Below are 23549 nucleotides of genomic sequence, written 5' to 3' on the forward strand. Positions count from 1 at the left end.
GCCTCCGCGACCTCAGGTCCGGATCGCCGTGGCGAGCGCGGCTACCGCGGGGTTCATGTCACGTTCGGTGATCCTGCCATAGCCGAGAACCAAGCCGCTGCCCGGATGGCCCGAATGACTGAACTGGCTCAACGGCGCCACCTGAACACCCTTGTCAAGCGCGCGGGCCGCGATGGCGGCGTCGTCGAGGTCGGCCGGCAGCCGTAGCAGAAGGTGCATGCCGGCGGCGATCCCCTCGACCCGCAAGCCGGGCAGGCGCTCGGCGAGAGCAGCGATGAGCTGCTCGCGTCGTCGCCGGTATGCCTTGCGGGCCCGGCGCACGTGCCGATCATAGTCACCACGCTCGATCATCATGGCCAGAGCTTGCTGCTCGACCGCAGGGGGACATACGTCCATGAGGTTGCGAATACGCTGCGCCTGGGGCATGTGATGAGCAGGCAGCACCATCCAGCCCAGCCTCAATGCCGGAGCCAGGGTCTTGGACGTCGTGCCCAGATAGGCGACGTGTTCGGGGTCTAGGCCTTGCAGCGCGCGTACCGGCTGTCTGTCGTAACGGAATTCGGCGTCGTAATCGTCTTCGAGCACCAGGCCGCTCGCCCCCTTGGCCCAATCGAGAAGTGCTCGGCGGCGCTCCCCAGAAAGCACGACGCCGGTCGGGAACTGGTGGGCCGGCGTGACGAGCACGGCGTCGACTTCCAGGCCATCGACGAGCAGTCCGTCACCGTCGATCGGTATCGGTCGTGCCGCGAGGCCGTGAGCGGTGATGCGATCGATCTGGCTGGGCAAAGAGGGATCCTCCACCCCGACGCGCTGCGCACCCGCGGCCCGCAGTGTCCGCAAGAGAAGGTCAATGCCCTGTGCGGTCCCATGGACGCCCAGAATCTGCTCAGGGTCGGCTACGACGCCACGGGTTCGACCGAGGTGACCGGCGAGCACCTCACGGAACTTCTCGCTCCCGCGGGGATCACCATAGTCATACGCGCTCACCGGCATCGAACGCGCGGCCGTCGCGAGACTGGCCGCCCACTGACGAACCGGGAACTGCGAGACGTCGGGAGTCGTCGCAGTGAAGTCGAACCGTACTCGACCAGGCCTTTCACACCGCGGCGCCGGCCGGGGCATCGGTCGTGGAGCGTCCGCGACGACCGGGGCCGCTTTGGGCCGGCTCACGAGATACCCCTGCGCGGCCAACTGCTCATACGCCTCGGTGATCACACCGCGCGAAACACCTAGTTGGAGCGCGAGCGTCCGAGACGAGGGAAGCCTCACGCCTGGGCGCAAGGACCCTCCTCGGATCGCTTCGCGAACTGTGCGCTCGGCCGCATCTGCCAGCCGCTCACCAGGCAGACGCTGTAGTGACAGCCATCTGGCCTCCTCCGATTCCATAAATCTGGACCTTAACAACGAGCCAGTCTCCTCGCCACATTCGTCTTGTGACATCAGAACGTGTACGCGTGCGGAGGAGCCCTGAGCGGGGGCACTACGCGCGCACCGATATCCACGAGGTGCTGGATGCCGCGATAGTGGCGCACGTTGCCTTCGTCGAGGCCGGCCGGCCATATTGCCTGCCGTTTCTGCACGTCCGTGTGGGCGAAACCCTGTACATCCACGGCTCGACCGGTAGCCGGGCGCTCCGCATACTTCAAGACGGTGCTCCGGCCTGTGTGACGATCACGATGGTCGACGGGCTGGTTCTGGCCAGGTCGGTGTTCGAGCACTCCGCCAACTACCGTTCCGCCGTTCTCCTCGGCCGGTTCACGCCGGTACCGGCCGAAGAGTGCGATGCGGCGCTGAAGGCGTTCACGAATCGTCTGGTTCCAGGTCGCTGGACGGAGGTTCGCAGACCTTCACCCAAGGAACTCGCCAAGACGAGCCTGCTCGCCCTGACGATCGATGAAGCGTCCGTCAAAGTGCGAACCGGGCCACCGAGCGACGGCGACTCATCCGATGCCACAGACGATGTATGGGCCGGGGTGTTGCCCATGACGACTCGGCTGGAGCCGCCCGAACCCGCTCCCGAACTGCGCCATGATCTCCCGCTGCCGCAGAGCGTGCGCCACCTGTACGCGGCGGCGAACAACGACGACCACAGGAGCGGGCGATGGTCGACCTTCGGTTCCGGGTCATGAGCCTCTCGCTGCTCAACGACGAACCTCCGCCCGATCCGGAGTTGCGCGAGCCGAGCGGCCGGCTCTGGGTACTTGCCCGGGCCTGCGCGGCTGCCGACCGGCTCTTCGGCCAGCAAGCGCTCCGGGCCCTCTATGCCGCCTTGGGTCAGCGGCTGCACAACGAAGGCACGAAGAACATGACGGTATTGGCGCCGGCGCTCGCTGACGCGGGTCTTCCAGCCGATCTGAGCGAGTCCGCATGGTCGACGGATCACGATGACTTTCTGCGCGCCAGCCATGCCGAAGGCATGGCCCCGCTGGGCTGGTCGCCCGGGACACCCGCCTTGCACTTCGACGGACAAGCCCTGTTCGGGCCGGTCCTGACCGGCATCCCCCGAGGCCCTCAAGCCGTCGCCGTCTTCAACGCGGTGAGGACGTTGGCCGCCTGCCCGGATTGGGCGGAGATGAAGCGAGACAGCACACAGGAGTTGACTTTCGCATGACTATCACGTTGCGCAGCCAAAGAGAGGAATGATGAGCATGAGTGCCTCTCTCGACGAGGCGTACCTGCGACTGCACGGCACGGGCCCGGAATTCGGAGGTGACCAGGAGGGTGACCACGGACTCGCCAACCATGGGCCGATGGCCGCGGAAGTTCTCGTTCGCCACGGATATGGAGACCAGGTGTCCACCTGGCTCGACCATTACGTCGCACGGTTGATCGATATGCCCCCGGCTCGCGAACCCATCACCGCGCAGAACCTCCGCGACTCGCTGGGCGGAGGGCGTGCCAGGCTCGGCGACTGGACGGAGTACTTCACCCGCCAGATGACCGAGCGGCCCTGGCAGGACATCCTCGCGAGGTGGTGGCCGATCCTCCTGCCCGGCATAACCGCCGGCGCGACCCACGGCGCGATCCGGGTGGGCCACGCGGTTCGCAGTCTCACCGGCGGCGGCGGGGAACTCGCGGAGTCCGAGCTCGCGCACGGACTCGCCTTCTGGGCAGCGCGTAGCCGGCCCACGCCAGGCGCCACCGCTCCGTCCGGCGACCTGAGCCCCGAACAGGCCTTGGCCGGCATTCCCCTCCTACCCGACCAGTCCGGGCTTCTCGCCCATCGGCTTGCCCGGCTCGCCGACCTGCCGGCCTGGCCGGCCGCCCAGGCGGCGCTGCGCGCTCCGGCCGACGCCGACGACGTACCCGTTCTCCTGGAGCAGTTGGTCCGGGCGGCGACGGTGCGCTATCTTCATCAAGCTCACGGCAGCCCCATTCTGCTGGTCCACACGGCCACGGCGCCCAACGCCGTCAGGCACACTCTGCCCGCCTTGCCCAAGGAGATGTGGGTACCGAGCTTGGCCGCGGTGTGGTCCGCCGCCGCGGCGATCGTGTCCGCCTACGCGCCCGATCACACAGTTCCACGGGTGGAGTTGCCGGAGCCTCCACGCGTGGACGATCCCGTCGCGGACCTCCTGGAACGCGCCGTGGCAAACGGAGACGAGCATGTCATCAAGTTCACCGACACCGCCGTGCAGGTGTACCGGTCCAGCGGCGACCCCGACGCGCTGGCGGCGGCCGTCCGGGCACGGGAGCTCATCGAGCCTGAGGTGTGAGAGCGGGATCGCAGAATTCAGGCGCGATGCCCGGCGCGCCGCCGCGGCTGTTGCCAACCCAGGTGCCGCGCACGGGTGGGGGGCGATTCCGGCCGGGCCGACCGGTTGTTGCCTTGCAACGTCTCCTTTCCACGGCCTCCGAAGCTCTGAGCTGATTCATGCCGGCCGGCGGGAGGTGAGGCGACGTCGCGGGATCCATATCGTCGACGACCTCGACGCCGAACTCGACCTGCTCCGCAGCCACAGGGGTTCCGGCGGCGGGCTACAGTGGGCGGGACGACGCGATCGATCATCGGAGCGAGGGGGAGCGTGGCTCAGTCCGTCGAAGGCGGCCCGCGTGCGGCTTACGTCCGGACGTTCGACCGCGGACTGGACGTTTTGACGTGCTTCTCGAAGAGCAAGCCCGCGTTGACCGTGTCGGAGGTCGCCGCCGCGTGTGATCTCGACCGGGCCGCGGCGCGGCGCTCACTGCTGACGCTGCGCGCGCTCGGATACGTGGAACAGGCCGGTTCGCGCTATCGGCTGACGGCCCGGGTGCTCCGGCTGGGCTACGCGGCGCTGGCGTCGCAGTCGTTCGCCGACCTGGTGCGACCTTACCTCGACGATCTCGCGCGCACTGTGGATCAGTCCTGTTCGCTGGGCGTGTTCGACGGCGAGGCCGCCGTCTTCGTGGCGCGCGCCGCCGTACGGCGGGTGATGACCATAGCCTTGGCCCCCGGCACCCGGGTCCCCGCGGCGGCCTCGGCGATGGGCCGCGCCCTGCTGTCCGGACTGCCGGACGACGAACTGGCGGCCTATCTCGACCGGGTCAGCCCGATGGCGTACACCGACCGGACCGTGACCGATGTCGGGGAGCTCACCCGGCTGATTCGCGGCGTGCGCCGTGCCGGGTGGGCGCTACTGGACCAGGAACTGGAGAAGGGCGTGCGCAGCATCGCGGTTCCCGTCCACGATCATGCGGGCGATGTCGTGGCCGCCATCTCGATCGGCACCAACGTCGGCGTGATCGACGAGGCCACCCTGGTCGGGTTCATCCTGCCGAAACTCATCGAGTGCGCCGCCCGCGTCGAGAAGGATCTGACCGCTCAGCCGTTGCCGCCGCCCGGCACCGGCGCCGTCCCGCGATACTTCGCGGCCAGGTAGACCGTGGCGACGTCCAGCAGCCGTCTCTCACCGTCCCAAGGGCCGATCATCTGCAACCCGACCGGCAACCCTTCCGACACCCCCGCCGGAACGGAGACCGCCGGGGTCCCCGCCATGCTCACGGGATAGGTCAGGGCGACCAGAGTCCTGGTGACCTCTTCTTGGTCCGCCCCGACCCGCGGCGCGGTGCTGGGCGTGGTGGCGCTGACCAGGATGTCGGCCTCGGCGAAGGTCCGCGAGACGAGCCGCCGCCAGCGTTCCCGCCGATCCTGCGCGGCCCGGTAGTCGGCGGCGGAGATCCGGTCCCCATCGCGGAGCCGCCGCAGGATGGCGGGGTTGGCGGTGTGGCCGCCGGTGAACTCCCGGTAGCCGCGGGCCGCCTCGGCCCACACGATGGTCCTTCCCGCGGCCAGCACGTCCTCGACGCCCGGCAGGAGTACCGGCTCGCACCTGGCGCCGAGCGAGGACAGTTCGGCCACCGCCCCGTCCACCTGGGCCAGGACCCCGGCGGAACAGCGTTCGCGGAACCAGCCGTGCAGGACGCCGACGCGAAGGCCGGCCAGCGGGAGGGGGAAGGCCCGGCCGTGCGGCCCGGGTTCCTGGGCGCCGAGGACATCCGCGACCGCGCGCAGGTCGGTGACCCGGGCGGCCAGCACGCCGACGGTGTCGAGCGTGGGGCTGGACAGGACCACGCCCGCGGTGCTGATCCGGCCGGAGGTGGGCCGCAGCCCGCAGATGCCGGTGAGCGCGGCCGGAATCAGGACCGACCCTCCGGTGTCGGTGCCGAGCGCGAACGGCACCAGGCCCCCGCTCACCGCGGCGGCCGATCCGCCGCTGGACCCGCCCGCCCCGTGCGAGGGGTCCCAGGGGTTGCGGCAGACGCCGTACCAGGGGTTTTCCGTCACGGCCGCGCAGGCGAGTTCGGACATGTTCGTGGTGCCGACGAGTACGGCTCCCGCACGGGTCAACAAAGTGATCGCCGCTGCCGTGGTGCCCGCGGGCTCCCGCCCGGCGCCGTCCGTGCCCGCGTGGGTCACCCTTCCCCGCACGTCGAAGTTGTCCTTGACGCCGAACGGCACGCCCGCCAGCGGTCCTTCGCCGGTCGCGGCCGGGGGCAGCGTCGAGGTGAACGCGCGCCAGCGCCGGTCGTCGCGTCCGATGCGCAGGAGGGCGTCCCGCGCGGGCTCCGCCGGTGGTGTCCGCCCGGTCCGGACGTCAGCGGCCATCGCCGTGATCTCCGGCCACCTGACGATGGGGTCGTTCACCGGGAGGGCCTCCGCTCGTGGGCGCGGACCGCCCGCTCCACCACGGCGCCAAGCCGGTACAGCGTCGTCTCGGTCTCCGGCCGTCCGATGAGCTGAAGTCCGATCGGGAGACCGTCGTCGTCGAAGCCGCACGGCACGCTGAGCGCGGGCAGACCGGTCACCGAGGCGAGCGTGCAGAAGCGCATCATCGCCGAGGCCCGGGGCTCGGTCCGCCCGGGTGCCAGTTCCACCTCCTCGGCTCCCAGCGGGGTCGCGGTGAACGGCAGAGTGGGGGTGACGATCGCGTCGGCGTCGCCCATCAAGCCGAGCACATCGGCGATGAGCGTCCGGCGTGCGCGTTGCGCCCGCACGTACTCCACCACCGGTACGGCCGCGCCCGCGGTGAGCAGCTCGCGTACGTCGGCCCCGTAGTCCTCGGGCCGCTCGGTGATCCAGCGTTCGTGCACCGCCGCGGCCTCGGCCAGCAGAATGGTGCCGCAGACGCCGGTCAGATCCTTCAGCCCCGGCATCCGCGCCGAGCCGCGCACGACTCCTGAGGCGGTGAGCACGTCCAGCGCGGTCTGCGTGGCCGCGGCCACGGCGGGCTGGACGTCCTCCAGCCACAGCCCTTCCACGGTGAGCACCCGCAGGCCGGCCGCGTCCGCGCGGACCTGCTCGGCGGCCACCCCGGCCAGCACCGCGAACGCCAGCGCGTTGTCCGCCACCGTGCGGGTCAGCGGGCCGACCGTGTCAAGGCTGGGCGCGAGCGGGAACGTCAGGTCCGCGGGGACGCGCCCCCGTGTCGGCCGCAACCCGACCACCCCGGTCAGCGCCGCCGGGAACCGTACCGACCCCGCCGTGTCCGTCCCCAGCGCCAGCGGGACGCAGCGGGCCGCCACGGCGACCGCCGATCCGCCGGAGGAACCACCCGCGAACCTGGACGGATCCCACGGATTGCGCACCGCGCCGTAGTACGGATTGTCGCTGGTCCCGCCCCAGGCGAACTCGTGCATGTTGGCGCTCGCCACGACGATCGCGCCCGCGTCGCGGAGCCGCCGCACCGCGGGCGCGTCCGTCACCGGCCGGTGACCGGCGAGGATCGCGCTGCCCGCGGTCATCGGCAGCCCGGCGACCGCGATGTTGTCCTTCACGGCCAGCGGCACGCCGTTCAGCGGCCCGTGAGAGCCGGAGGGTAGCCGGTCGAGACGCCCGGCGTCCTCGGCGGCGCCGTCCGCGCGGACCGAGACGAACGCCTTGAGCCCGGCGACGGACTCGATCCGGCGCAGCGACGCCCCGACGACCTCGCGGGCGGACGTCCGCCCTGCCGCGATGGAGGCGACGACCCCGGACGCGGTGAGCTCGTCCAGCGGCACCCCGGTGTCCTGCTCAGCGGCCGTCATGGACACGCTCTCCCTCCTGAAGTTCCCGCAGGTCCCGCCGCCCGGTCTCCGGTACGGCCAGCGCGCACACCGCCGTCACCAGGCAGATCAGCGCGATGAAGCCGGACACGAGCCAGGTGCTCGTCCCGCCCCCCGCGGCGGCGAGCAGCCCCGCCGCGATGAGGGGACCGGCCCCCGACCCGAGGACTGACGCGGTCTGGTAGGCCAGCGACACCCCGGTGTACCGGACCTCCGTCGGAAACAACTCCGCCAGCAGCGCTGCGGACTGCCCGAACATCATGCTGAACACCAGCGATCCCAGCCCGAACGCGAGCAGCAGCAACAGCGGGACACGCGTGTTCACCAACCACATCATCACGAAGCCATTCACCGCAAGGCAAAGGGCCCCATAGAGGTAGAGCGGCCGTCGCCCCAGCCGGTCCGCGAGCACACCGAATCCCGGCAGCGCGACCAACTGAATCGCCGCCCCCAAGATCAGCGCCCAGAGGGTCACCGAGCGGGAGTATCCGATCTGGTTCGCGTACGAAGCGACCCAGACCACGAGGATCATCTGCGCGCCCAGCGGGCCGAATACCAGCCCGGCGCTGAGCAGCAGCGGCCTGCGGCAGGTGAGGAAGACCTCGGCGATCGGGTGCCGTCGCGGTTCTGCGTGCGCCCCGCGCCCGGCGGCGAAGACCGGTGTTTCGAGGGTCCGGAACCGGACGAAGAGCCCGACCCCGGCCAGCAGGATGGACAGCAGGAACGGGACACGCCATCCCCATGCCAGGAAATCGCTTTCGGGGAGGGCCGCGAACAGCGCGAAGATCGGCGTGGAGAGCAGCAACCCGGACGCCGAGCCGAGCTGGGAGATGCTGCCCCACAGCCCCCGGCGGTCGCGCGGCGCGTGCTCCACCGCCATGAGCGCCGCGCCGCCCCACTCGCCGCCGAGCGCCACCCCCTGAACGAACCGCAGCACCGCCAGCAGAACCGGCGCGCCCACGCCGATCTGCTCGTAGGTGGGCAGCAGGCCGATCGCGAAGCTGCCGAGACCCATCAGCAGCATCGTGGTCATCAGGACCGACTTGCGGCCCACCCGGTCACCGAAGTGACCGAAGATCGCGGCGCCGATCGGCCGGGACAGCTCGCCCACGGCGAAGGTGGCGAGGGCGGCGATCGTCCCGGTCAGGGGGTCCGCGTCGGGGAAGAACAGTTCGCCGAAGACCAGGGCGGCGGCGGTGCCGTACAACAGGAAGCTGTACCACTCGATGACGCTGCCCACGTAGCTCGACAGCAGCGCTCGGCGGGCCGCACGGTCCGCGGGCGATCGCGATTCCGGCGGTGGGGGTGTCACGTGAGTGTTGTTCAGAGCCATGTGCGCTCCATCATTGCTGGGTGCTACCAGGGGTTCAGGTGGGGGTGTGGTCCGGTTCGAGCGGGCTGTCGACCACCGCGCCTTGGTCGCGCAGCAGTGCGCGCAGTTCGGGGACCGGGACCCGGCGGGGCGGCACGCCGTACTTGATGGCCAGGGCGGCGGCCACCCCTGCGGCGTGACCCATGGCCATGGCGGTGCCCATGTGCCGCATCGCCCCCATCGCCCGCTCCGTCGCGGCGGCGCACCGGCCCGCCACCAGGAGGTCGTCCACCGGGCGGGGGAGCAGCGCGCGGTAGGGGACGGAGAACGGCCGGGGCGTGTCCATCAGCGTCATTCCGGGGCCGTCGTGGTCGTGCACGTCCAGCGGCCCCCCGCCCTGGGCGACCGCGTCGGGGAACTGCCGCCCGCCGAGCACGTCGGCTTCGGTGACCACGTGATCACCGTCGATCCGCCACGTCTCGCGCACGCCGATCCATGAGCCGTGCGCGCACAGGTAGGCGCGCTCGAAGCCGGGGACCTCCCTGCGCAGGAACGCCACGACGTCCCTGACCTGACGGCGGCCCTCCGCCTCCGCCCGGCTCACGTCCCGGCTGTCGGAACCGTCGAATCCGCTCACCCGTGTCATCAGGACGAAGGCGTCGGTTCCGGACGGCGAGCTGATCACTGAGAGCAACTGCTGGGCGAGCCGCCCGGTCTCGACCCCGTGCCGCGCCAGACGCCGCTTGTCCTCCCGGGAGAGGGCTCTGAACCGGGTGACATCGACGTTCGCCAGCCGCGCCATCATCGTCATCGGCTGGCGGGCCCGCGGGTCGCCACCGGCGTTCTCCAGGTGGCATCCCGCCTTCCTGGCCAGTACGGCGTTGCCGGTCGCGTCGATGACGACGGCCGCGGAGACCACTTCGGCGTCGTAGAGGCCCTGGGCGACCACTCCCGTGACGTGCCCGTCCCGAAGCAGCGGCTCGACTGCCTGGGTGTGCAGCCACACCTCGACGCCGGCCTCCTCGGCCATCTCGTCGAGCACCGGCTTGAGCACCTCTGGATCGAACGGGAAGGTACGCACGCGCGCCGGTCGCTCGCCGGCCTCCGCGAGAACGTAGGGGGTGAACCCGCCGGACCCGCCCGCCTGCGTCAGCCGCTGGGTGATCTCAAGCCCGATTCCGCCGCCGACCAGCAGGTCACGCCAGTAGAACCCCATGAAGCTGGCCACCATCGCGCCGGTGGCCGTACCGCCCAGGAAGGGCCCGCGTTCGAGGAGCACGACCCGGGCCCCGGCCTGGGCGGCGGCCACGGCGGCGCAGAAACCCGCGGGACCGCCCCCGGCCACCACGACGTCGGCGTCCGAGTGGCGGGCGTGTGGCGGTACGAAGCCCGCTGACCTGGCCACCGGTTCCTCCGCGCTCTCGGCGATGTGGGCCGGACCGGTCATCGCGCACCTCCGATGAGCCGATCGACCGTCTCGGCCGCGTGCCTGACCGCCAGGGCGCTCCAGCCGCCCTTCCCGGCGGCGTCCCCGACGGGTACGACGGTCTTCGCGGGGCCCGCCGCCCGCATCGACGCGATGCGGACGTGGTGATCCGTCGGCGCGCCGTCGAGGTCACAGTGGTCGCGTTCCATGGGCGCCGCCGTCACCTGGTTGCGCAGCGTCAGCGGTCCGAGCCGGACGGGCGTGCGCAGCACCGCGGCGGTCACGACGACCTCACCGTGATCACCGTCTTGCCCACGCCGTCCGGTGCGTCGTGCGCCAGGGCGAGCGCGTCCTGGGTCCGCTCCAGGGGAAATCGGTGGGTGATCAACGTCTCGGCGATCGCCCGGTTACGGGCGACGAACTCGGCGGCCTGCGGGATCAGCCCGCGGCTGTTCCGGCTGCCCAGCAGATCGAGTTCCTTGTACGGCAGGGCGCTCATGGACAGCGGCGCCACGGCGGTGGAGATCCCCACGGCCACCACCGTCCCCGCGTTGGCCACCACGTCGATCGCCGCCATCAGCGCGTCTGGTGAACCGGTCGCTTCGATCACCACCGGCGGGCCCTCTCCGCCCGCCCAGCCGGTCAGCTCCGCCCGCTGCCGCGCGCCGGGGTATCCCTGGTCGTCCACCACGTGGACCAGTTCCGCGCCGAACCGCCGCGCGGCGGACGCGCGTGCGGCGACCCGGTCGGCGGCGGCCACCGCGACGCCCCGCTCGACGAGGCGCCGGACGGCGAGCAGCCCCACGGCTCCGCAGCCCAGCACCAGCGCGGACGAGCCCGGCGCGGCGCCCGACCGGTTCACCGCCTGCATGGCGATCGAAGCGGGCTCGACCAGGGTGGCCGTCTCGGCGTCCAGGCCCTCCACCCGGTGGACCCTGGCCGCAGGGACGGCGATCGCGTCACACAGCGCGCCGTCGGCATGGACGCCGATGACGCGCATCCGGGCACACGCGTTGGACCGCCCGATCCGGCACGCGTGGCACTCACCGCACGCGATCGCGGGGTCCACCACGACAAGGTCGTCACCGACCCGGCCGGCCACCTCGTGCCCCTGGACCAACGGGAACCGGACCGCCGGGTAGTGGCCCGCCCACATGTGCGCGTCCGTGCCGCACAGGCCCACGCACTCGACCGCGACGAGAACGTCGTCGTCCGACGGCCGGGGGTCCGCGCGATCGACGATCGTCACCCGCTGGACGCCCGTCGTCATCGCTGCTCGCATCCGGCCACCTCCAGTTTGAGCGCTATGCGCACAGAAGTTTGTATAGTGCTCACTGTGCCGTCACTTGGGATGATTTGTCAACGATGGCGGCGACGGAGGGTGACCATGAATCATCTGGGGGCGGTCTCGGGTAAAGTCCGACACCGACGCGGTGTGTTCGTGGGGAGGTCCAGGCCATGGGCGAGGACGCCGACTTCCTGACGTCCCTGGCGCGTGGGCTGGCCGTGCTGGAGGCGTTCGACGCCGACCATCCGGCGATGAGCCTCGCCGACGTCGCGCGCGTCACCAGCCTGGACCGCTCGGCGGTCCGGCGTCTCCTGCACACGCTGGTGGAGCGGGGCTATGTACGCACCGATGGGCAGTCGTTCGCGCTGCATCCGTCGGTGCTGCGGATCGGCACCGCCTATCTGTCCAGCCTGGCCCTGCCCGAGGTGGCCGTTCCCCATCTGAGGCGCATCGCCGACCAAGTCCAGGAGTCGGCGTCGGTGGCGGTGCTCGAAGGCGACGAGATCGTCTACGTCGCGCACGTGCCGACCAGGCGCCTGATGTCGATGTCACTGACGGTCGGCAGCAGGCTGCCCGCGTACGCCACGTCGATGGGCCGGGTCCTGCTGGCCCACAAGGACGACGAATGGCTCGACGCGTACTTCGGCGCGGCGGTCCTCACGCCGCTGACCCGGCGTACCGAGACCGACCCCGCGCGGCTGAGGGCCGAGTTCGCCGCCATCAGGAAACGTGGCTGGGCCGTGGCGGACGAGGAGCTGGAAGCCGGTCTGCGCTCGATCGCGGCGCCGATCGAGGACGCCGCCGGTGAGGTGGTGGCCGCCGTCAACGTGTCGAGCCACGCGGGCAGGCTGAGTGTTCAGGAGCTCGTGGCGGTCGCGCGAGAGCCCCTGTGCGCCGCGGCGCGGGCCATCTCGGTGGAGACGGCCGACGCTGGACGCGGCGCGAGATCGGTCAGTCGATGAGCCGGGCGCCCGGTTCGTTCTCCGAGTACAGCCGGCCGTGGGCGATGGCGCCGTCCCGGGCTGGGCGGGCACGAGAAGCCCGGCACGGTCTGGTACGACTCGCGAGACGGTCCTGATCGAGCATGTTGCGCCCGTCTGCAGCCGGGAGCGGCGTACTACGGCGGGCTTGAGCCCAAGGCCCGGGTCAGGGCAAGGAGCAGGGTGTCGCGGGTGAGGGGGCGCAGTACGCGGAGGCGGTGGTCGCGGGTGCCGCGTACATCATCGATCGGTGACGAGGCCGCGACGACATGTTCGCAGGCGTGAGCGATCGCCTCGTCGTCACATGTCGTGCCCACCAGCGTCTCGGCGGCGGCGGGAACCAGGCGTGGTGTCGGCGCGACGGCACCGATCGCGATCGCCGCATCCACGCACACCCCATCCTCGATGGACAACCACGCGGCCACCCCGACGACCGCGAGGTCCATCGAACGCCGGTAGGTGAAACGCCGATAAGCCGAACCGCCCTCCCGCACCGGAACTCGGATGGAGACCAGCGCCTCCGATGGCTTCTTGACATTGCGGCTCGGACCGGTGAAAAAGTCCCGGACCGGAACGTGGCGGATGCCGTCGAGCGACTGTAGTTCGGCGACCGCGTCGAGGACGAGCAGGCCGCACAATGTGTCACCGGCCGGCGATGAGCGGCAGAGATTGCCGCCCAGGGTGCCTCGTTCGCGGGTCTGTGCCGCGCCGACGATCTTCGCCCCGTCGAGGATCGCGTCCAGCGACCGGTCATCACGCTCGCCGAGATCGGCCAGCGTGGTCGCGGCGCCGATCCGTATCACGTCGCCTTCGGTTTCGACACCGCGAAGCCCGGCCACGTGCTTGACATCGACCAGGACAGCCGGGGTGATCGCGCCGGCGGCCCGGAGCGGGACGAGGTCGGTGCCGCCCGCCAGCGCGAACGCTCCCGGTTCTGCCAGGTCACGAATGAGATCGGCCACCGTGAGTGGTCGCAGGTACGTAAATCCCGTGGTGGGCATGACGAGGTCCTAATGGAGGAACGACGCGCCGGTGGCGTCGATGGTCGATCCCGTGGAATATCGTGCCCGGCCCGTCGACAAGAAGAGGATCAGCTCGGAGATGTCGCGGGCCGTACCGAACTCTCCCATCGGAATCTCCGCCAGGTACCGGTCGGGGCCGCCATGGCTGTCGACCTGCGCCCGAGCCTGTTCGGTATCGATGATCCCGCCCGAGATCAGATAGGTGAGGATGTCGTCCTTCGCGAAACCGCGGGCGACTCCGCGCAGCAACGAGTTCAAGCCGCCCTTCGCGGCGCCGTCCTGTAGATAGTCCGGGTAGTCGCCACGCACCGCGATCCGGCCGGTCAGGCCGATGATGACGCCCTGGCGGCCCCGTTCGAGGAAGTGGTGGATCGCGAACCGCGACAGGTGCGCGGGGGCGACAAGGTTGACCCGGAGTGCGGCCATCCAGTGGCGATCCCACTCCTCGGCCGACACGTCGAGCGCGATGGGCTCGCGTACCGACGCGTTGTTGACGACCACGTCGATTCCGCCCTTCCAGGCCACCGCCTCCTCCCACAGGCGTTCGACATCCCGGAGCTCGGCGAGGTCGGCGCGGGTCGCGGCCGTCCGCTCCGAGCCCAGTTCGGCGACGAGCTCATCGGAGCGCCGCGAGCTGGCCCGGTAGTTGAAGAAGACGTTCGCGCCCGTCGCCACGAAGTCCCGGACGGCGGCCTCGCCGATTCCCCGGGAGCCGCCGGTCACCAGCACGTTCTTGCCACGAAGTTCGGGGTACCGCATATCACTGGACATGGTCCGGCTACGCCTCCTTGGTGGTCAGTTGCAGGTCGGGTTCCGCCCCGTCCCGGCCGAGCAGTTCGGTGTAGGCGTCCATCAGCCGCTTGGTGGCCGGCCCCATGGTGCCGTCTCCGATCCGGCGTCCGTCGATCGACTCGACGAACGCGACCCCGCTTCCGGTGCCCACGATGAACACCTCCTCCGCGGTGAACAGGTCGTATGCGGTCATCACACGCTGGACGACCCGCAATCCTGGGCCCGCGGCACCCTCGGCGACCAGCCGCAGGACCGTCTCCCGGGTGATCCCGGCGAGAATCCCGTTGGACGGGGGCGTCGCCAAGGTGTCGCCGTGGCGCGCGAAGATGTTCGCCACCGGAAGCTCCGCGACGTTGCCTTCGAGATCGAGCATGATCGCGTCGTCGGCTCCCGCCGCGATCGCCTCGAGTTTCGCGACAATGTGGTTGAGGTAATTGTTCGACTTCACCCGCGGCTCAAGACAGATCGGCGGGGTCCGTCGTGTGGAGGCGATCGCCAGCTTGACCCCGACGTCGGGGGGACGGGTCACCGCCGGGGCACCCTGCATCGAGATGACCAGCTTGGGCTTGAGAGCCTTGCGGGGATCGGATACCGGATATCCTTCACCGCGGCTGATCACCACCCGCACGTAACCGTCGGAAAGCTCGTTGCGCTTCGCCAGTTCGGTGATGAACGCGGTTATCTGCTCTTGGTCGTACGGGGGCGTGATCTGGAGGTACTGGCAGGACGCCCACAGCCGATCGAGATGCGGGCGCAACGCGAACAGCCGCCCGCCGCGGCAAATGATCGTCTCGAACACTCCGTCGCCGTAGAGAAAACTGTGGTCGAAGATCGAGACCGAGGCCGTGGCCGCGGGCACGAATTCACCGTCCACACAGGCGAAGCCACGTTTGTACTCCGCTACCGCTGCTTCGGGAACGTTTTCAGACATCGGATGGTCCTTCTTCTTCGGCTGGGCGGATCTTGTATTCGAACCAGAAGCGCGGTCCGGCTGCCGCCACCTGCTGTGTCATGAGGTTCCGTTCTGTTCCGGATCGCCGGGACCGGACCGCACATTGGCGGTGATGAACCGTACGATCTCGTCGATCTTCGTCGCCGGATGGAAGATCTCATCGACGCCGAACTCGCGTAGCGGCTGGACATCGACGTCGGGGATGACCCCGCCGACGAGCAGCAGGACGTCGTCCAGCCCGTGCTCCTTCATGAGCGCGCAGACGCGGCGCAGCAGCGGCACGTGCGCACCGGACAGGATGCTTATCCCGATGACATCGCAATCCTCCTGCAACGCGGTCGCCACTACCTGTTCGGGCGTACGGCGCAAACCGGTGTAGATGACCTCCATGCCGGCGTCCACCAGCCCACGGGCCACCACCCGCGCGCCCACCTCATGTCCGTCGAGGCCGACCTTGGCCACCACGATGCGCACTGCCTGCCGCCCGCTCAGAACGTCTGGTCCGGTACCCATTCGCCGAACACCTCCCTGAGCACATCTGAGATCTCGCCGATCGTCGCGTAGGCCCGCACGGCCTCCAGCACCGTCGCGACGGAGTTGTCGCCGCGCCGCACAGCGGCCTCCACGTCACGCAGCGCGCCGGTCACCCGCCTGCCGTCTCGAACGCGCCGCAATTCGGCCAGGTCCGTGCGGCGGCGCTCCTCCGCGGCCTCGGACATCACCGAGGTGGGGCGCACCGCCCAGGAGTCGTCGTCGGCCACCGCGAGCCGGTCCACGCCGACCATCGGCCGGACTCCCGCCTCGTAGCGTTCCTGCCGGCGGACCGCGCCGTCGCTGATGATCTCGCGGATGAAGCCCGAGTCGATGCACGCCCGCGCCCCGCCCGCCGCCTCGACCGCGGCGAATCGCTCGCGGATGCCTGCCTCGAGTTCGCTGGTGAGCGATTCGAGGTAGTACGACCCCCCGAGCGGATCCGCGGTGAGACCGAGGCCGATCTCAAGGCCCATGATCTGCTGCATCCGCACCGCGATCTTCACGGCCTCGTCCGACGGCGTCTGTATCACTTCGTCGTACGAGGCCGTGTACAAGCTCTGTACTCCGGCCAGGTAATAGGCAAGCGACCCGAGCGTGATCCGGACGATGTTGTTCAACGGTTCCTTGCGAGTCTCCCGGCCGTGCCCGTACGCGGTGACCTCCAGCGCCATCGACTTCGGATCGACCGCGCCGAAACGGTCGCGCAGCAACTCCGCCCATATCCGCCTGGTCGCCCGCACGTTGGCGATCGCGGCGAAGAAGTCCTCCCGCTCGTCGAGGAACAACTGGATCTGCGGGGCGAACGCGTCGATCGGAAGGCCGCGGTCGATCAGGGTCTGGATGTAATGGGTCGCGTTGCCAAGGGCGAACGCCGTGCCCCAGGTCGATCCCGCTCCCGCGGCGTTGAGGTGGTTGACGCACACGTCGAGCGGATAGAAGTGCGGCGCGTGCCGGGCGGACCACTCGACCACATCGGCGGCCAGCTGTACCGCATCTTCGACCGGCAGGAACTGCGTCCCCCTGGCGACGTACTCCTTGAGCGGGTCGTTCTGCAGGTCGAGGACGAAGTCGTCGACCTGGCACCCCTGGCGTTCGGCGAGCGCGAGGAACAGCGCCAGCGCGATCGGCCCGATCGCGTTACCGAGCATGCCGACCCGGCGGAGCCGTGACACCGGCACGCCGTCGAAGACGCACTCCAGGTCGCGCAGCGACGCGATCGACACCCCCGAGCGTCCCACCTCGCCCGCGGACATGATGTGGTCCGGGTCATAGCCGATCTGCGCCGGCAGGTCGACAGCGAGCTGGACGATCTCCGCGCCCCAGTCGACCAGCTTGCGCACCCGGCGATTGGTGTCATCGGGGGTTCCCAGCCCGGTGTACACCTTCACCAGGGTCGGCGCGGTCCGCTGCCCGTCGGGATGGATGCCCCGGGTGAACGGGAATGCCCCGGGGGCCCCGATCCGCTCGTCGTAGACGTCGCGCCGGGACAGGTCGCCCCGGTCATACGCGGCCTGCACGGCCGGACCGGCGTCGAGCCGGAAGAACTCCTGATCGGCCGGCACCCCCCAGGGCCGCCGCCGCGTCCCGGTCATCGGGTGTCCACCTCCCGGAGACCGGCGAGCAGATCCGGTGTGGAGACCTTGCCGTAGGCGTTGCGCGGCAGGCTCGCCCGGACCTCGACCCGGCGCGGTCTTTGGTAACCGAGCTCGGCCCTCGTGTAGGCGATGATCTCCTCGACGCTCACGTCCCGGCCGGGCCGCGGGCTCACGAAGGCGGTGACCTGCTGACCGAGCGTGTCGTGCGGCAGGCCGATGACGGCGGATTCCAGGATCGCCGGGTGCCGGTTGAGGACGTCCTCGACGACGCGGGGCGCGATGTTGAAGCCACCGCTGATGATCATTTCGTCGGTGCGGCCGAGCAGGTAGAGGTAGCCGCGATCATCCAGCTCGGCCATGTCACGCGTGTGGACGTAGCCATCACGCAACACCTCTGTGGTCATTTCCGGCTGTTTCCAGTATCCGGCCATCAGATGCGGGCCGCGTACGATCACCTCGCCGGGCTCACCCGGGGCGACGTCCCGGCCGTCCGCGTCGACCACCCGCACCTCCACGCCGCGCCAGGGACGTCCGGCGGACGACAGCAGCCGGCCACCGGCGGCGTGGTCGCGCTCGTCGAGCACAGTGATGGACATCGGAGCTTCGGCCTGCCCGTACAACTGGGCGAAGACGGCTCCGAACGTGCCGATCAGCTCCTCAAGCTGCGTGGCCGGCATCGGCGAGGCACCGTAGATGATCTTTCGTAGCGCCGGCAGGTCGGACGCGGTGACGCCTGCCGAGAGCATCTGCAGCAGCATGGTCGGCACCACCTTGAGCGTCTGCGCGCCATGGCGTTCGGTGAGTTCGATACAGCCGGCCGGATCGAACCTCTCCATGACGACGCAGGTCGCGCCGCTCATGAACCACGGCAGCAGGAAGAACCCGCCACCGTGGCTGAGCGGCTGAGTGAGCACGATCTTGTCTCCGGCGCACACCGGCCCGAATTCCAGCAGCAGATTGTGCGCCACGGCGACATACGCCGAGGGGGTGAGTATGACGCCCTTCGGGCGGCCGGTCGTGCCCGAGGTGTAGAAGAGGCAGTACGGCGTGCCCGGCTCGGCGTCGCCGGGAGGCGGTGTGTCCGGGGCGGCGGCCAGCGCGGCGTCGTAGTCGGAGATCTCCGTGGCGGTCGTGTCCCCTTCGAGGCGCAGCACCGCCGGTACGTCGGCCGTACGGAGAATCTCCCCGGCCGCCGCTGCGAACCGTTCCGCGTAGATCAACGCCTTCGCGCCGGAGTCGGTCACCACGTCCACCTGCTGACGCGCCGGGGCACGGGTGTTCAGCGAGACCCGGACATATCCAGCCAGCGCCAGGCCGATGTCGATTTCCAGATATTCGGGGCAGTTGTGCAGCAGGACCGCGACCCGGTCACCGGGCCGGCACCCTCGCGCGGCGAGCGCGTTTGCCAGCCGCTTGGCGCGTTCGTACACGACCGCGAAGGTCCGTGCCGTCTCGCCGCACACCACGGCCACCCGGTCACCGTGCATGCGCACGGTCCGCTCTATGAGATGACGGTAGTACATCCTGCTCCCATCAAGCCCGGGTCTCGCCCGCCGCGTCCACGACGAGTAGTCCGTCGTCCAGCCGGTCCCCGGTGGCGAACCGGCTGAAGTGGAAGGGCCGGAGGCGCCGGTCCAGCACTCCGGTGTTCAAGTAGTCGGCGATCAGCCGCCCGGTCCCGACCGACACCATGTAGCCCTCCCCGCCCCACCCGCAGTCCAGGAAGAACCCCGGGCGTTCCTCCGCCTCACCCACCAGACCGGCCCCGTCGGGGGTCATGTCGATCAGGCCGGCCCACGTCCGCAGGATGTTCACACCGCGTAGATCGGGAAACAGCCGGGCGATGACGGCGGCCGACTGGCGAAGGGCCGCATAGCTCGTGGTCAGCCTGGGGGTGCCCGTATGGCCGGTGGGCTCGGCGCCACCGACGAACTCCCCCCGCGAGGTCTGCATGATGTACGCCTGATCCTCGATCACCGAGACGATCGGGTCGAGAAAGGCCCGGTACGGCTCGGTGACGAACATCTCCAGCGCCAGCTTGCGGGTCGGGAGCGCGACGCCGGCCATCTCGGCCACCTCGGCCGAGCCCGAACCCGCGCAGTTGACGACGAGGTCCGTGGCGATCGTCCCGCGATTGGTGACGATCCGGTTCACCCGCCCCCCGATCACCTGCATGCCGGTCACCGCCGTTTCCAGGTGCACGGCGACGCCGAGCCGGTCGGCCGCGTGCGCGTAGGCCCAGACGAGGGCGTCGTGCCGCGAGACACCGGCGGTCGGATCATGGATGCCGCCGAGCATCCCCTGGGTGTTCAGCTGGGGGACCGCCTCGGCGAGTTCCCCGGGCGAGACGAACCGGGTGGGAATGCCGAGCGAGTTCTGCATCGTCACCGCGTCCTTGGCGACGGCGATCGAACGCTCGTCGCGGATGCACAGGTAGGAGCCGCGCTCGGTCAGCATGACGTTGTAGTCCAGCTCCACCGAGATCTGACTCCAGATCTGCCGGCAGTACCAGACCAGCTCCGCCCACGCCCGTTGCTGCCAGGAGCTACGGATGAGGGCGAGGTTGCGCCCGCTCGCGCCCGCGCCGAGATAGGAGCGCTCGAACACCGCGATGTTCTTCCGCCCGGATTTCGCCAGGTTGTAGGCGAGCGAGAGCCCGTGTACGCCGCCACCGACGATCGCGATCTCGCAGTCGCGCAGCGGTCGCGCGGCCGGGAGGATCCTACGAGGCATCGGAGCCTCCCAGACCCGCCAGCAGCCCCAGCCGGACCGGGTGCGCCGGCGGGCGCAGCGTCGGGCGACGCAGCGACTCCGGATCGACGCCCGTCTTGTGGGCAAGCCGTTCGAGAATCGTGTCCATGCACGACTTTCCCTGACAGGGCCCCATGAAGCCGGCCGTGTAGCGCTTGAGCGTCTCGGCGTCGGTGAAGCCTTCCTCGATCGCGCGGTCGAGATCGTGCTCGGTGATGTCCAGGCACAGGCAGAGGATGATCTTGTCAGCCATGACTTCCTCCCGGGACGTCGCCGCCGCGCAGGGCGGCCAGCGCGCCGGCGATCAGCTCCGTTCCTCCCGCGACGCGCGCCGCGGCCCACGCTCCCGCCACCGCGCCCTCGGCGAAGGCCGTGCCGGGATCCGTCGTCCCGGTCACCGCGCCGACCCCCTGCAACACCGGCAGCGGGGCGTGCTCCCATCCGGCGGGGTCGATACGGGTCGCGCGCTGTCCGTCCACCACCGCGTCGCCGCCGCTGGTCGCGCTGTAACGCAGTTCGTCGGCTCGCTGCCAGCCACCGCTCATCCCGACCACGTCGCACCTGATCGTTCGCCGGCCACCGGCGGTTTCCACCACCACGCCGGTGATCCGGCGCCTGCCGCGCACGCGGGTGACTCGCGCCCCGGTCAGCACTTCGATGTCCGGCGGCGGATCCGCGATCGGTCCAGGCCCGTCCGGGCGGCTGTCCACGATGGCCCGCACGCCGAGCCCGGCCCGATGGAGGTCGCCGGCCAGGCGGTACGCGGTGTCGTTCTCCGTCACCAGCACGGCCTGGGCGCCGGTGAGCACCTGATCCTCCAGCACGAGCCGGTGCAGGCCACTGGTCAGCAGGACGCCCGGCCGATCGTTGCCGGCGAAGGCCACGGCTCGCTCGTACGCGCCGGTCGCCAGCACGCTCGCGGCGGCGGTCACTTCGACGACCCGGTCGCCCCGGTCGACCAGGTACTGTTCACCGAACCCGGCGACCACCGTCGCCGGCGCGATCACCGTCACGTTCGCGGCGGTGCGCACCAGGTCGATGGCCTGGCGCAACTCCGCGCTCGCGGCACCGTCGGACACCGCGGGCGCGGCGGAGCCGCCGAGGCGGGCCCGCCGTCCGGCCAGCACCACGTGGAGCCCGGCCTTGGCCGCCGTGGCGGCGGCACCGAGGCCCGCGGGGCCGGCGCCGACCACGAGCAGATCGGCGCGAAGACGCTCAGCCGCGGGGATCTCGAAGGAAGCCGGAATCTCGGTCTCGGCGGCCAGCTCGCGCAGCCGGCCCTCCCACAACCGCCAGGCCAGGTTCTGCCGCTTGAACCAGCGGTACTGGAAGCCCACCGGGAAGAACCGCCCGAAGGCGCCGATCGAGCGATAGACGTCGAAACGCCTGCCCGTGGCCCCCTCCGTCGCCACCAGCATGCCCGGCCGCGCGGGGACGAGGCAGGAGCGGACATGCGGCACACCGTCCACCCGCACCAGACAGTTGGGGCAGTGACCGTGCGCGCAGTAGACACCGCGGGCGCGGCGGTACTTGGCGCTGCGGCTCAGTTCCGCCTGGCCGCCGGCCAGCAACGCCGCGGCCACCGACTGCCCGGGCGCGGCCTTGACCTTCTTGCCGTTGAAGGAGAACTCGATCTGATCGCGCCCGCTCATCGCTGCGCCCTCCGCCGCGCGGCGCGCAGATCCCGCGTGGCGGCCTGGTCGACGACACCGGCGCTGTCAAGGACCACACCGTACGACGTCGCCGCCTTCCGCACGCTCAGCAGACCGGCGACCACATCGGCGGAGACCCGCTCGACCTCCCGGTCGAACGGGTGACCGTATCCGCCGCCGCCGGACAGCCAGGTGGTGACGACATCGCCGTGGTCGAGCTGGTAAGTGCCCTTCGAACCCAGCACCACGGGATCCGCGCCGCCGGCGTTGAGGACCGTCCGGCCGACGGCGCCGGCCTCGCCGCCCAGGATTCCGGGCGGCGCGAATCGCTGCCGGTCGGTGAGGTTCGAGAACGTCATGCTCTCGCCGAGCACGGTGACGTCCTTGCGAACGCCGTGGCCGCCGCGGTTGCGGCCGGCTCCCGCCGAGTCGGGGATCAGCTCCAGCCGCTCGACGCGCACCGGGTAGGAGTTCTCGTTGACCTCCACCGGAATGGCGTCGATGTTGAACGCGCTGGGGGTGGCCTCCATGCCGTCGGAGTCCGGCCGGCCGCCGAAACCGCCGATGATGATGTCGTAGTGCACGAAGCGGCGCCCGGTTCTCGGGTCGAAGCCGCCGAGATTGGGGTTGGCCCAGTGCGAACTGGGCGCGATGACCCGGTCGGGCAACACCTCGGAGAACGCCTGCATGAGTACGTCGACGAAGCGTTGCTGCATGATCGCTCGTGCCCCGGAGCCGGCCGGCGGCTGAGCGTTCACCACCGATCCCGGTTCGGCCACGAAGTTGATCGGCCGCAGGCAACCGCCGTTCTGCGGTATGGTCCCACCGCTGGTGATGCATTTGACGGTGTAGTAGCAGAACGCGCGGACATAGGTGAGCACCGCGTTGATCCCTGACCGGGTCTGCGGGCTCGACCCGGTGAAGTCGATGGTCACCGAGCTCCCGTCCACGGTGACGGTGACCTCGATCCGCAGCGGCTCGGTCCCCGGACCGTAGTCGTCGAAGTAGTCGACCGCGTGGTAGGTGCCGTCGGGCATCTCGCTGATCGCGGCCCGCATCGCCGCCTCCGACCGGTCGAGGATCTCCGTGCAGGCCTCGTCGTAGCGATTCATCCCGTACTTGCCGATCAAGTGCGCGAGCCGCTGCTCCACGATCCGGTTGCAGTTGCGCATCGCCATGAGGTCACCGAGCAGTTTGTCCGGAACCCGGACGTTCGCTTCGATGATGCGCAGGATCTCCTTGTTCGGCTGTCCCTCGCTCCACACCCGGGTCGGCCACAGGCGCAACCCCTCCTGAAACTGATCGTTGATCCCCTCGACCTGCTGCGATCCGGGCGCGGCGCCGCCGACGTCGATCATGTGCGTGCAGTTGACGGCGTAGCCGACGATCGTGCCGTCGACGAAACAGGGGCTGAGCATGAAGAAGTCGGGTAGATGCCCGGAGCCCATCCAGGGATCGTTCAGAATGAGACAGTCGCCGGGGCGCAGGTCCTCGGCGTCGTAGTACCGCAGGAAGTTCGTGACGGCGGATGGCATCGACCCGAGGTGCCCGGGGCTGAAGTCTCCCTGGACGATCATCCGTTCGTGCCGGTCGAACAGGCCGACCGAGAAGTCGCGGCCTTCACGGACCGCCTCCGAGTACGCTGTCCGGCGCAGCACGGTACCGGCGTCATTGGTCAGGGCGACCATGCCGCGCCACATCACACCGAGCGTGAGCGGGTCCAT

22 protein-coding genes are annotated in these 23549 nt (G+C 70.1%); 5 read left to right on the forward strand and 17 right to left on the reverse strand.

The genetic code is table 11. From position 1 onward, the window contains the following. Positions 1–12 precede the first annotated feature (12 nt). A complete protein-coding gene (locus ACH34R_RS10280; protein ID WP_397561108.1) occupies positions 13–1440 on the reverse strand; it encodes a PLP-dependent aminotransferase family protein in 1428 nt (475 codons plus the stop codon). Here ACH34R_RS10280 and ACH34R_RS10285 point away from each other — a divergent pair. The 4 genes from ACH34R_RS10285 (at position 1434) to ACH34R_RS10300 (ending at position 4859) form a co-directional block, all read left to right on the forward strand. After that, positions 1434–2129, forward strand: coding sequence for a pyridoxamine 5'-phosphate oxidase family protein (locus ACH34R_RS10285; protein WP_397561109.1), 696 nt, complete (start codon positions 1434–1436; stop codon positions 2127–2129). The genes ACH34R_RS10280 and ACH34R_RS10285 overlap by 7 nt on opposite strands. After that, a complete protein-coding gene (locus ACH34R_RS10290) occupies positions 2102–2611 on the forward strand; it encodes a disulfide bond formation protein DsbA (RefSeq protein WP_397561110.1) in 510 nt (169 codons plus the stop codon). The genes ACH34R_RS10285 and ACH34R_RS10290 overlap by 28 nt, the downstream gene beginning before the upstream one ends. A gap of 37 nt (positions 2612–2648) precedes the next feature. Next, positions 2649–3716, forward strand: coding sequence for a hypothetical protein (locus ACH34R_RS10295; protein WP_397561111.1), 1068 nt, complete (start codon positions 2649–2651; stop codon positions 3714–3716). Positions 3717–4025: 309 nt separating this feature from the next. Then, positions 4026–4859 carry an IclR family transcriptional regulator C-terminal domain-containing protein gene (locus ACH34R_RS10300; RefSeq protein WP_397561112.1) on the forward strand — a complete coding sequence of 278 codons (834 nt, stop codon included), beginning with the start codon at positions 4026–4028 and terminating at the stop codon, positions 4857–4859. Here the strand turns inward: ACH34R_RS10300 and ACH34R_RS10305 are convergent. From ACH34R_RS10305 to ACH34R_RS10330, 6 genes are read right to left on the reverse strand one after another with little or no spacing between them, the layout of a single operon-like run. Then, positions 4802–6124 carry an amidase gene (locus ACH34R_RS10305; RefSeq protein ID WP_397561113.1) on the reverse strand — a complete coding sequence of 441 codons (1323 nt, stop codon included), beginning with the start codon at positions 6122–6124 and terminating at the stop codon, positions 4802–4804. The genes ACH34R_RS10300 and ACH34R_RS10305 overlap by 58 nt on opposite strands. Then, positions 6121–7503: an amidase gene (locus tag ACH34R_RS10310; protein ID WP_397561114.1), complete on the reverse strand. Its 1383-nt coding sequence runs from the start codon at positions 7501–7503 to the stop codon at positions 6121–6123. Before ACH34R_RS10310 ends, ACH34R_RS10305 begins: the two co-directional genes overlap by 4 nt. Beyond that, positions 7490–8854, reverse strand: coding sequence for an MFS transporter (locus ACH34R_RS10315; RefSeq protein ID WP_397561115.1), 1365 nt, complete (start codon positions 8852–8854; stop codon positions 7490–7492). Before ACH34R_RS10315 ends, ACH34R_RS10310 begins: the two co-directional genes overlap by 14 nt. A gap of 34 nt (positions 8855–8888) precedes the next feature. After that, positions 8889–10280, reverse strand: coding sequence for an FAD-dependent oxidoreductase (locus ACH34R_RS10320; RefSeq protein ID WP_397561116.1), 1392 nt, complete (start codon positions 10278–10280; stop codon positions 8889–8891). Further along, on the reverse strand, positions 10277–10543 hold the full coding sequence (locus ACH34R_RS10325; RefSeq protein WP_397561117.1) for a hypothetical protein: 267 nt from the start codon (positions 10541–10543) through the stop codon (positions 10277–10279). The genes ACH34R_RS10320 and ACH34R_RS10325 overlap by 4 nt, the downstream gene beginning before the upstream one ends. Continuing rightward, positions 10540–11541, reverse strand: coding sequence for an alcohol dehydrogenase catalytic domain-containing protein (locus tag ACH34R_RS10330; protein WP_397561118.1), 1002 nt, complete (start codon positions 11539–11541; stop codon positions 10540–10542). Before ACH34R_RS10330 ends, ACH34R_RS10325 begins: the two co-directional genes overlap by 4 nt. Positions 11542–11717: 176 nt before the next feature. On the opposite strand from ACH34R_RS10330, the gene ACH34R_RS10335 reads away from it, so the two are divergent. Beyond that, positions 11718–12509 carry an IclR family transcriptional regulator C-terminal domain-containing protein gene (locus ACH34R_RS10335; RefSeq protein WP_397561119.1) on the forward strand — a complete coding sequence of 264 codons (792 nt, stop codon included), beginning with the start codon at positions 11718–11720 and terminating at the stop codon, positions 12507–12509. A gap of 155 nt (positions 12510–12664) precedes the next feature. Here ACH34R_RS10335 and ACH34R_RS10340 read toward each other — a convergent pair whose 3' ends face one another. From ACH34R_RS10340 to ACH34R_RS10385, 10 genes are all read right to left on the reverse strand, one after another. After that, a complete protein-coding gene (locus ACH34R_RS10340) occupies positions 12665–13528 on the reverse strand; it encodes an FAD binding domain-containing protein (RefSeq protein ID WP_397561120.1) in 864 nt (287 codons plus the stop codon). Between the two features lie 9 nt (positions 13529–13537). Next, positions 13538–14320, reverse strand: coding sequence for an SDR family NAD(P)-dependent oxidoreductase (locus ACH34R_RS10345; RefSeq protein ID WP_397561121.1), 783 nt, complete (start codon positions 14318–14320; stop codon positions 13538–13540). Positions 14321–14327: 7 nt separating this feature from the next. After that, complete coding sequence (locus ACH34R_RS10350; RefSeq protein ID WP_397561122.1) at positions 14328–15272, reverse strand: aminotransferase class IV; 945 nt, start codon at positions 15270–15272, stop codon at positions 14328–14330. A 78-nt stretch (positions 15273–15350) separates the two neighbouring features. Further along, positions 15351–15806, reverse strand: a complete 456-nt coding sequence (locus tag ACH34R_RS10355; RefSeq protein WP_397561123.1) for a cobalamin B12-binding domain-containing protein — start codon at positions 15804–15806, stop codon at positions 15351–15353. Then, positions 15782–17419, reverse strand: coding sequence for a methylmalonyl-CoA mutase family protein (locus ACH34R_RS10360; protein WP_397561124.1), 1638 nt, complete (start codon positions 17417–17419; stop codon positions 15782–15784). Before ACH34R_RS10360 ends, ACH34R_RS10355 begins: the two co-directional genes overlap by 25 nt. After that, positions 17416–18915, reverse strand: a complete 1500-nt coding sequence (locus ACH34R_RS10365) for an AMP-binding protein (RefSeq protein WP_397561125.1) — start codon at positions 18913–18915, stop codon at positions 17416–17418. Before ACH34R_RS10365 ends, ACH34R_RS10360 begins: the two co-directional genes overlap by 4 nt. 40 nt (positions 18916–18955) lie before the next feature. Next, complete coding sequence (locus ACH34R_RS10370; protein WP_397561126.1) at positions 18956–20155, reverse strand: NAD(P)/FAD-dependent oxidoreductase; 1200 nt, start codon at positions 20153–20155, stop codon at positions 18956–18958. Beyond that, positions 20145–20426: a (2Fe-2S)-binding protein gene (locus tag ACH34R_RS10375; RefSeq protein ID WP_397561127.1), complete on the reverse strand. Its 282-nt coding sequence runs from the start codon at positions 20424–20426 to the stop codon at positions 20145–20147. Before ACH34R_RS10375 ends, ACH34R_RS10370 begins: the two co-directional genes overlap by 11 nt. Beyond that, on the reverse strand, positions 20419–21825 hold the full coding sequence (locus ACH34R_RS10380; protein WP_397561128.1) for a (2Fe-2S)-binding protein: 1407 nt from the start codon (positions 21823–21825) through the stop codon (positions 20419–20421). Before ACH34R_RS10380 ends, ACH34R_RS10375 begins: the two co-directional genes overlap by 8 nt. After that, the gene (locus ACH34R_RS10385; protein ID WP_397561129.1) at positions 21822–23549 is read right to left on the reverse strand and encodes a hydantoinase B/oxoprolinase family protein; all 1728 of its coding nucleotides are present in this window, start codon (positions 23547–23549) and stop codon (positions 21822–21824) included. Before ACH34R_RS10385 ends, ACH34R_RS10380 begins: the two co-directional genes overlap by 4 nt.

This window comes from Spongiactinospora sp. 9N601 (genome assembly GCF_044326295.1).
GTDB classification, from domain to species: domain Bacteria; phylum Actinomycetota; class Actinomycetes; order Streptosporangiales; family Streptosporangiaceae; genus Spongiactinospora; species Spongiactinospora gelatinilytica.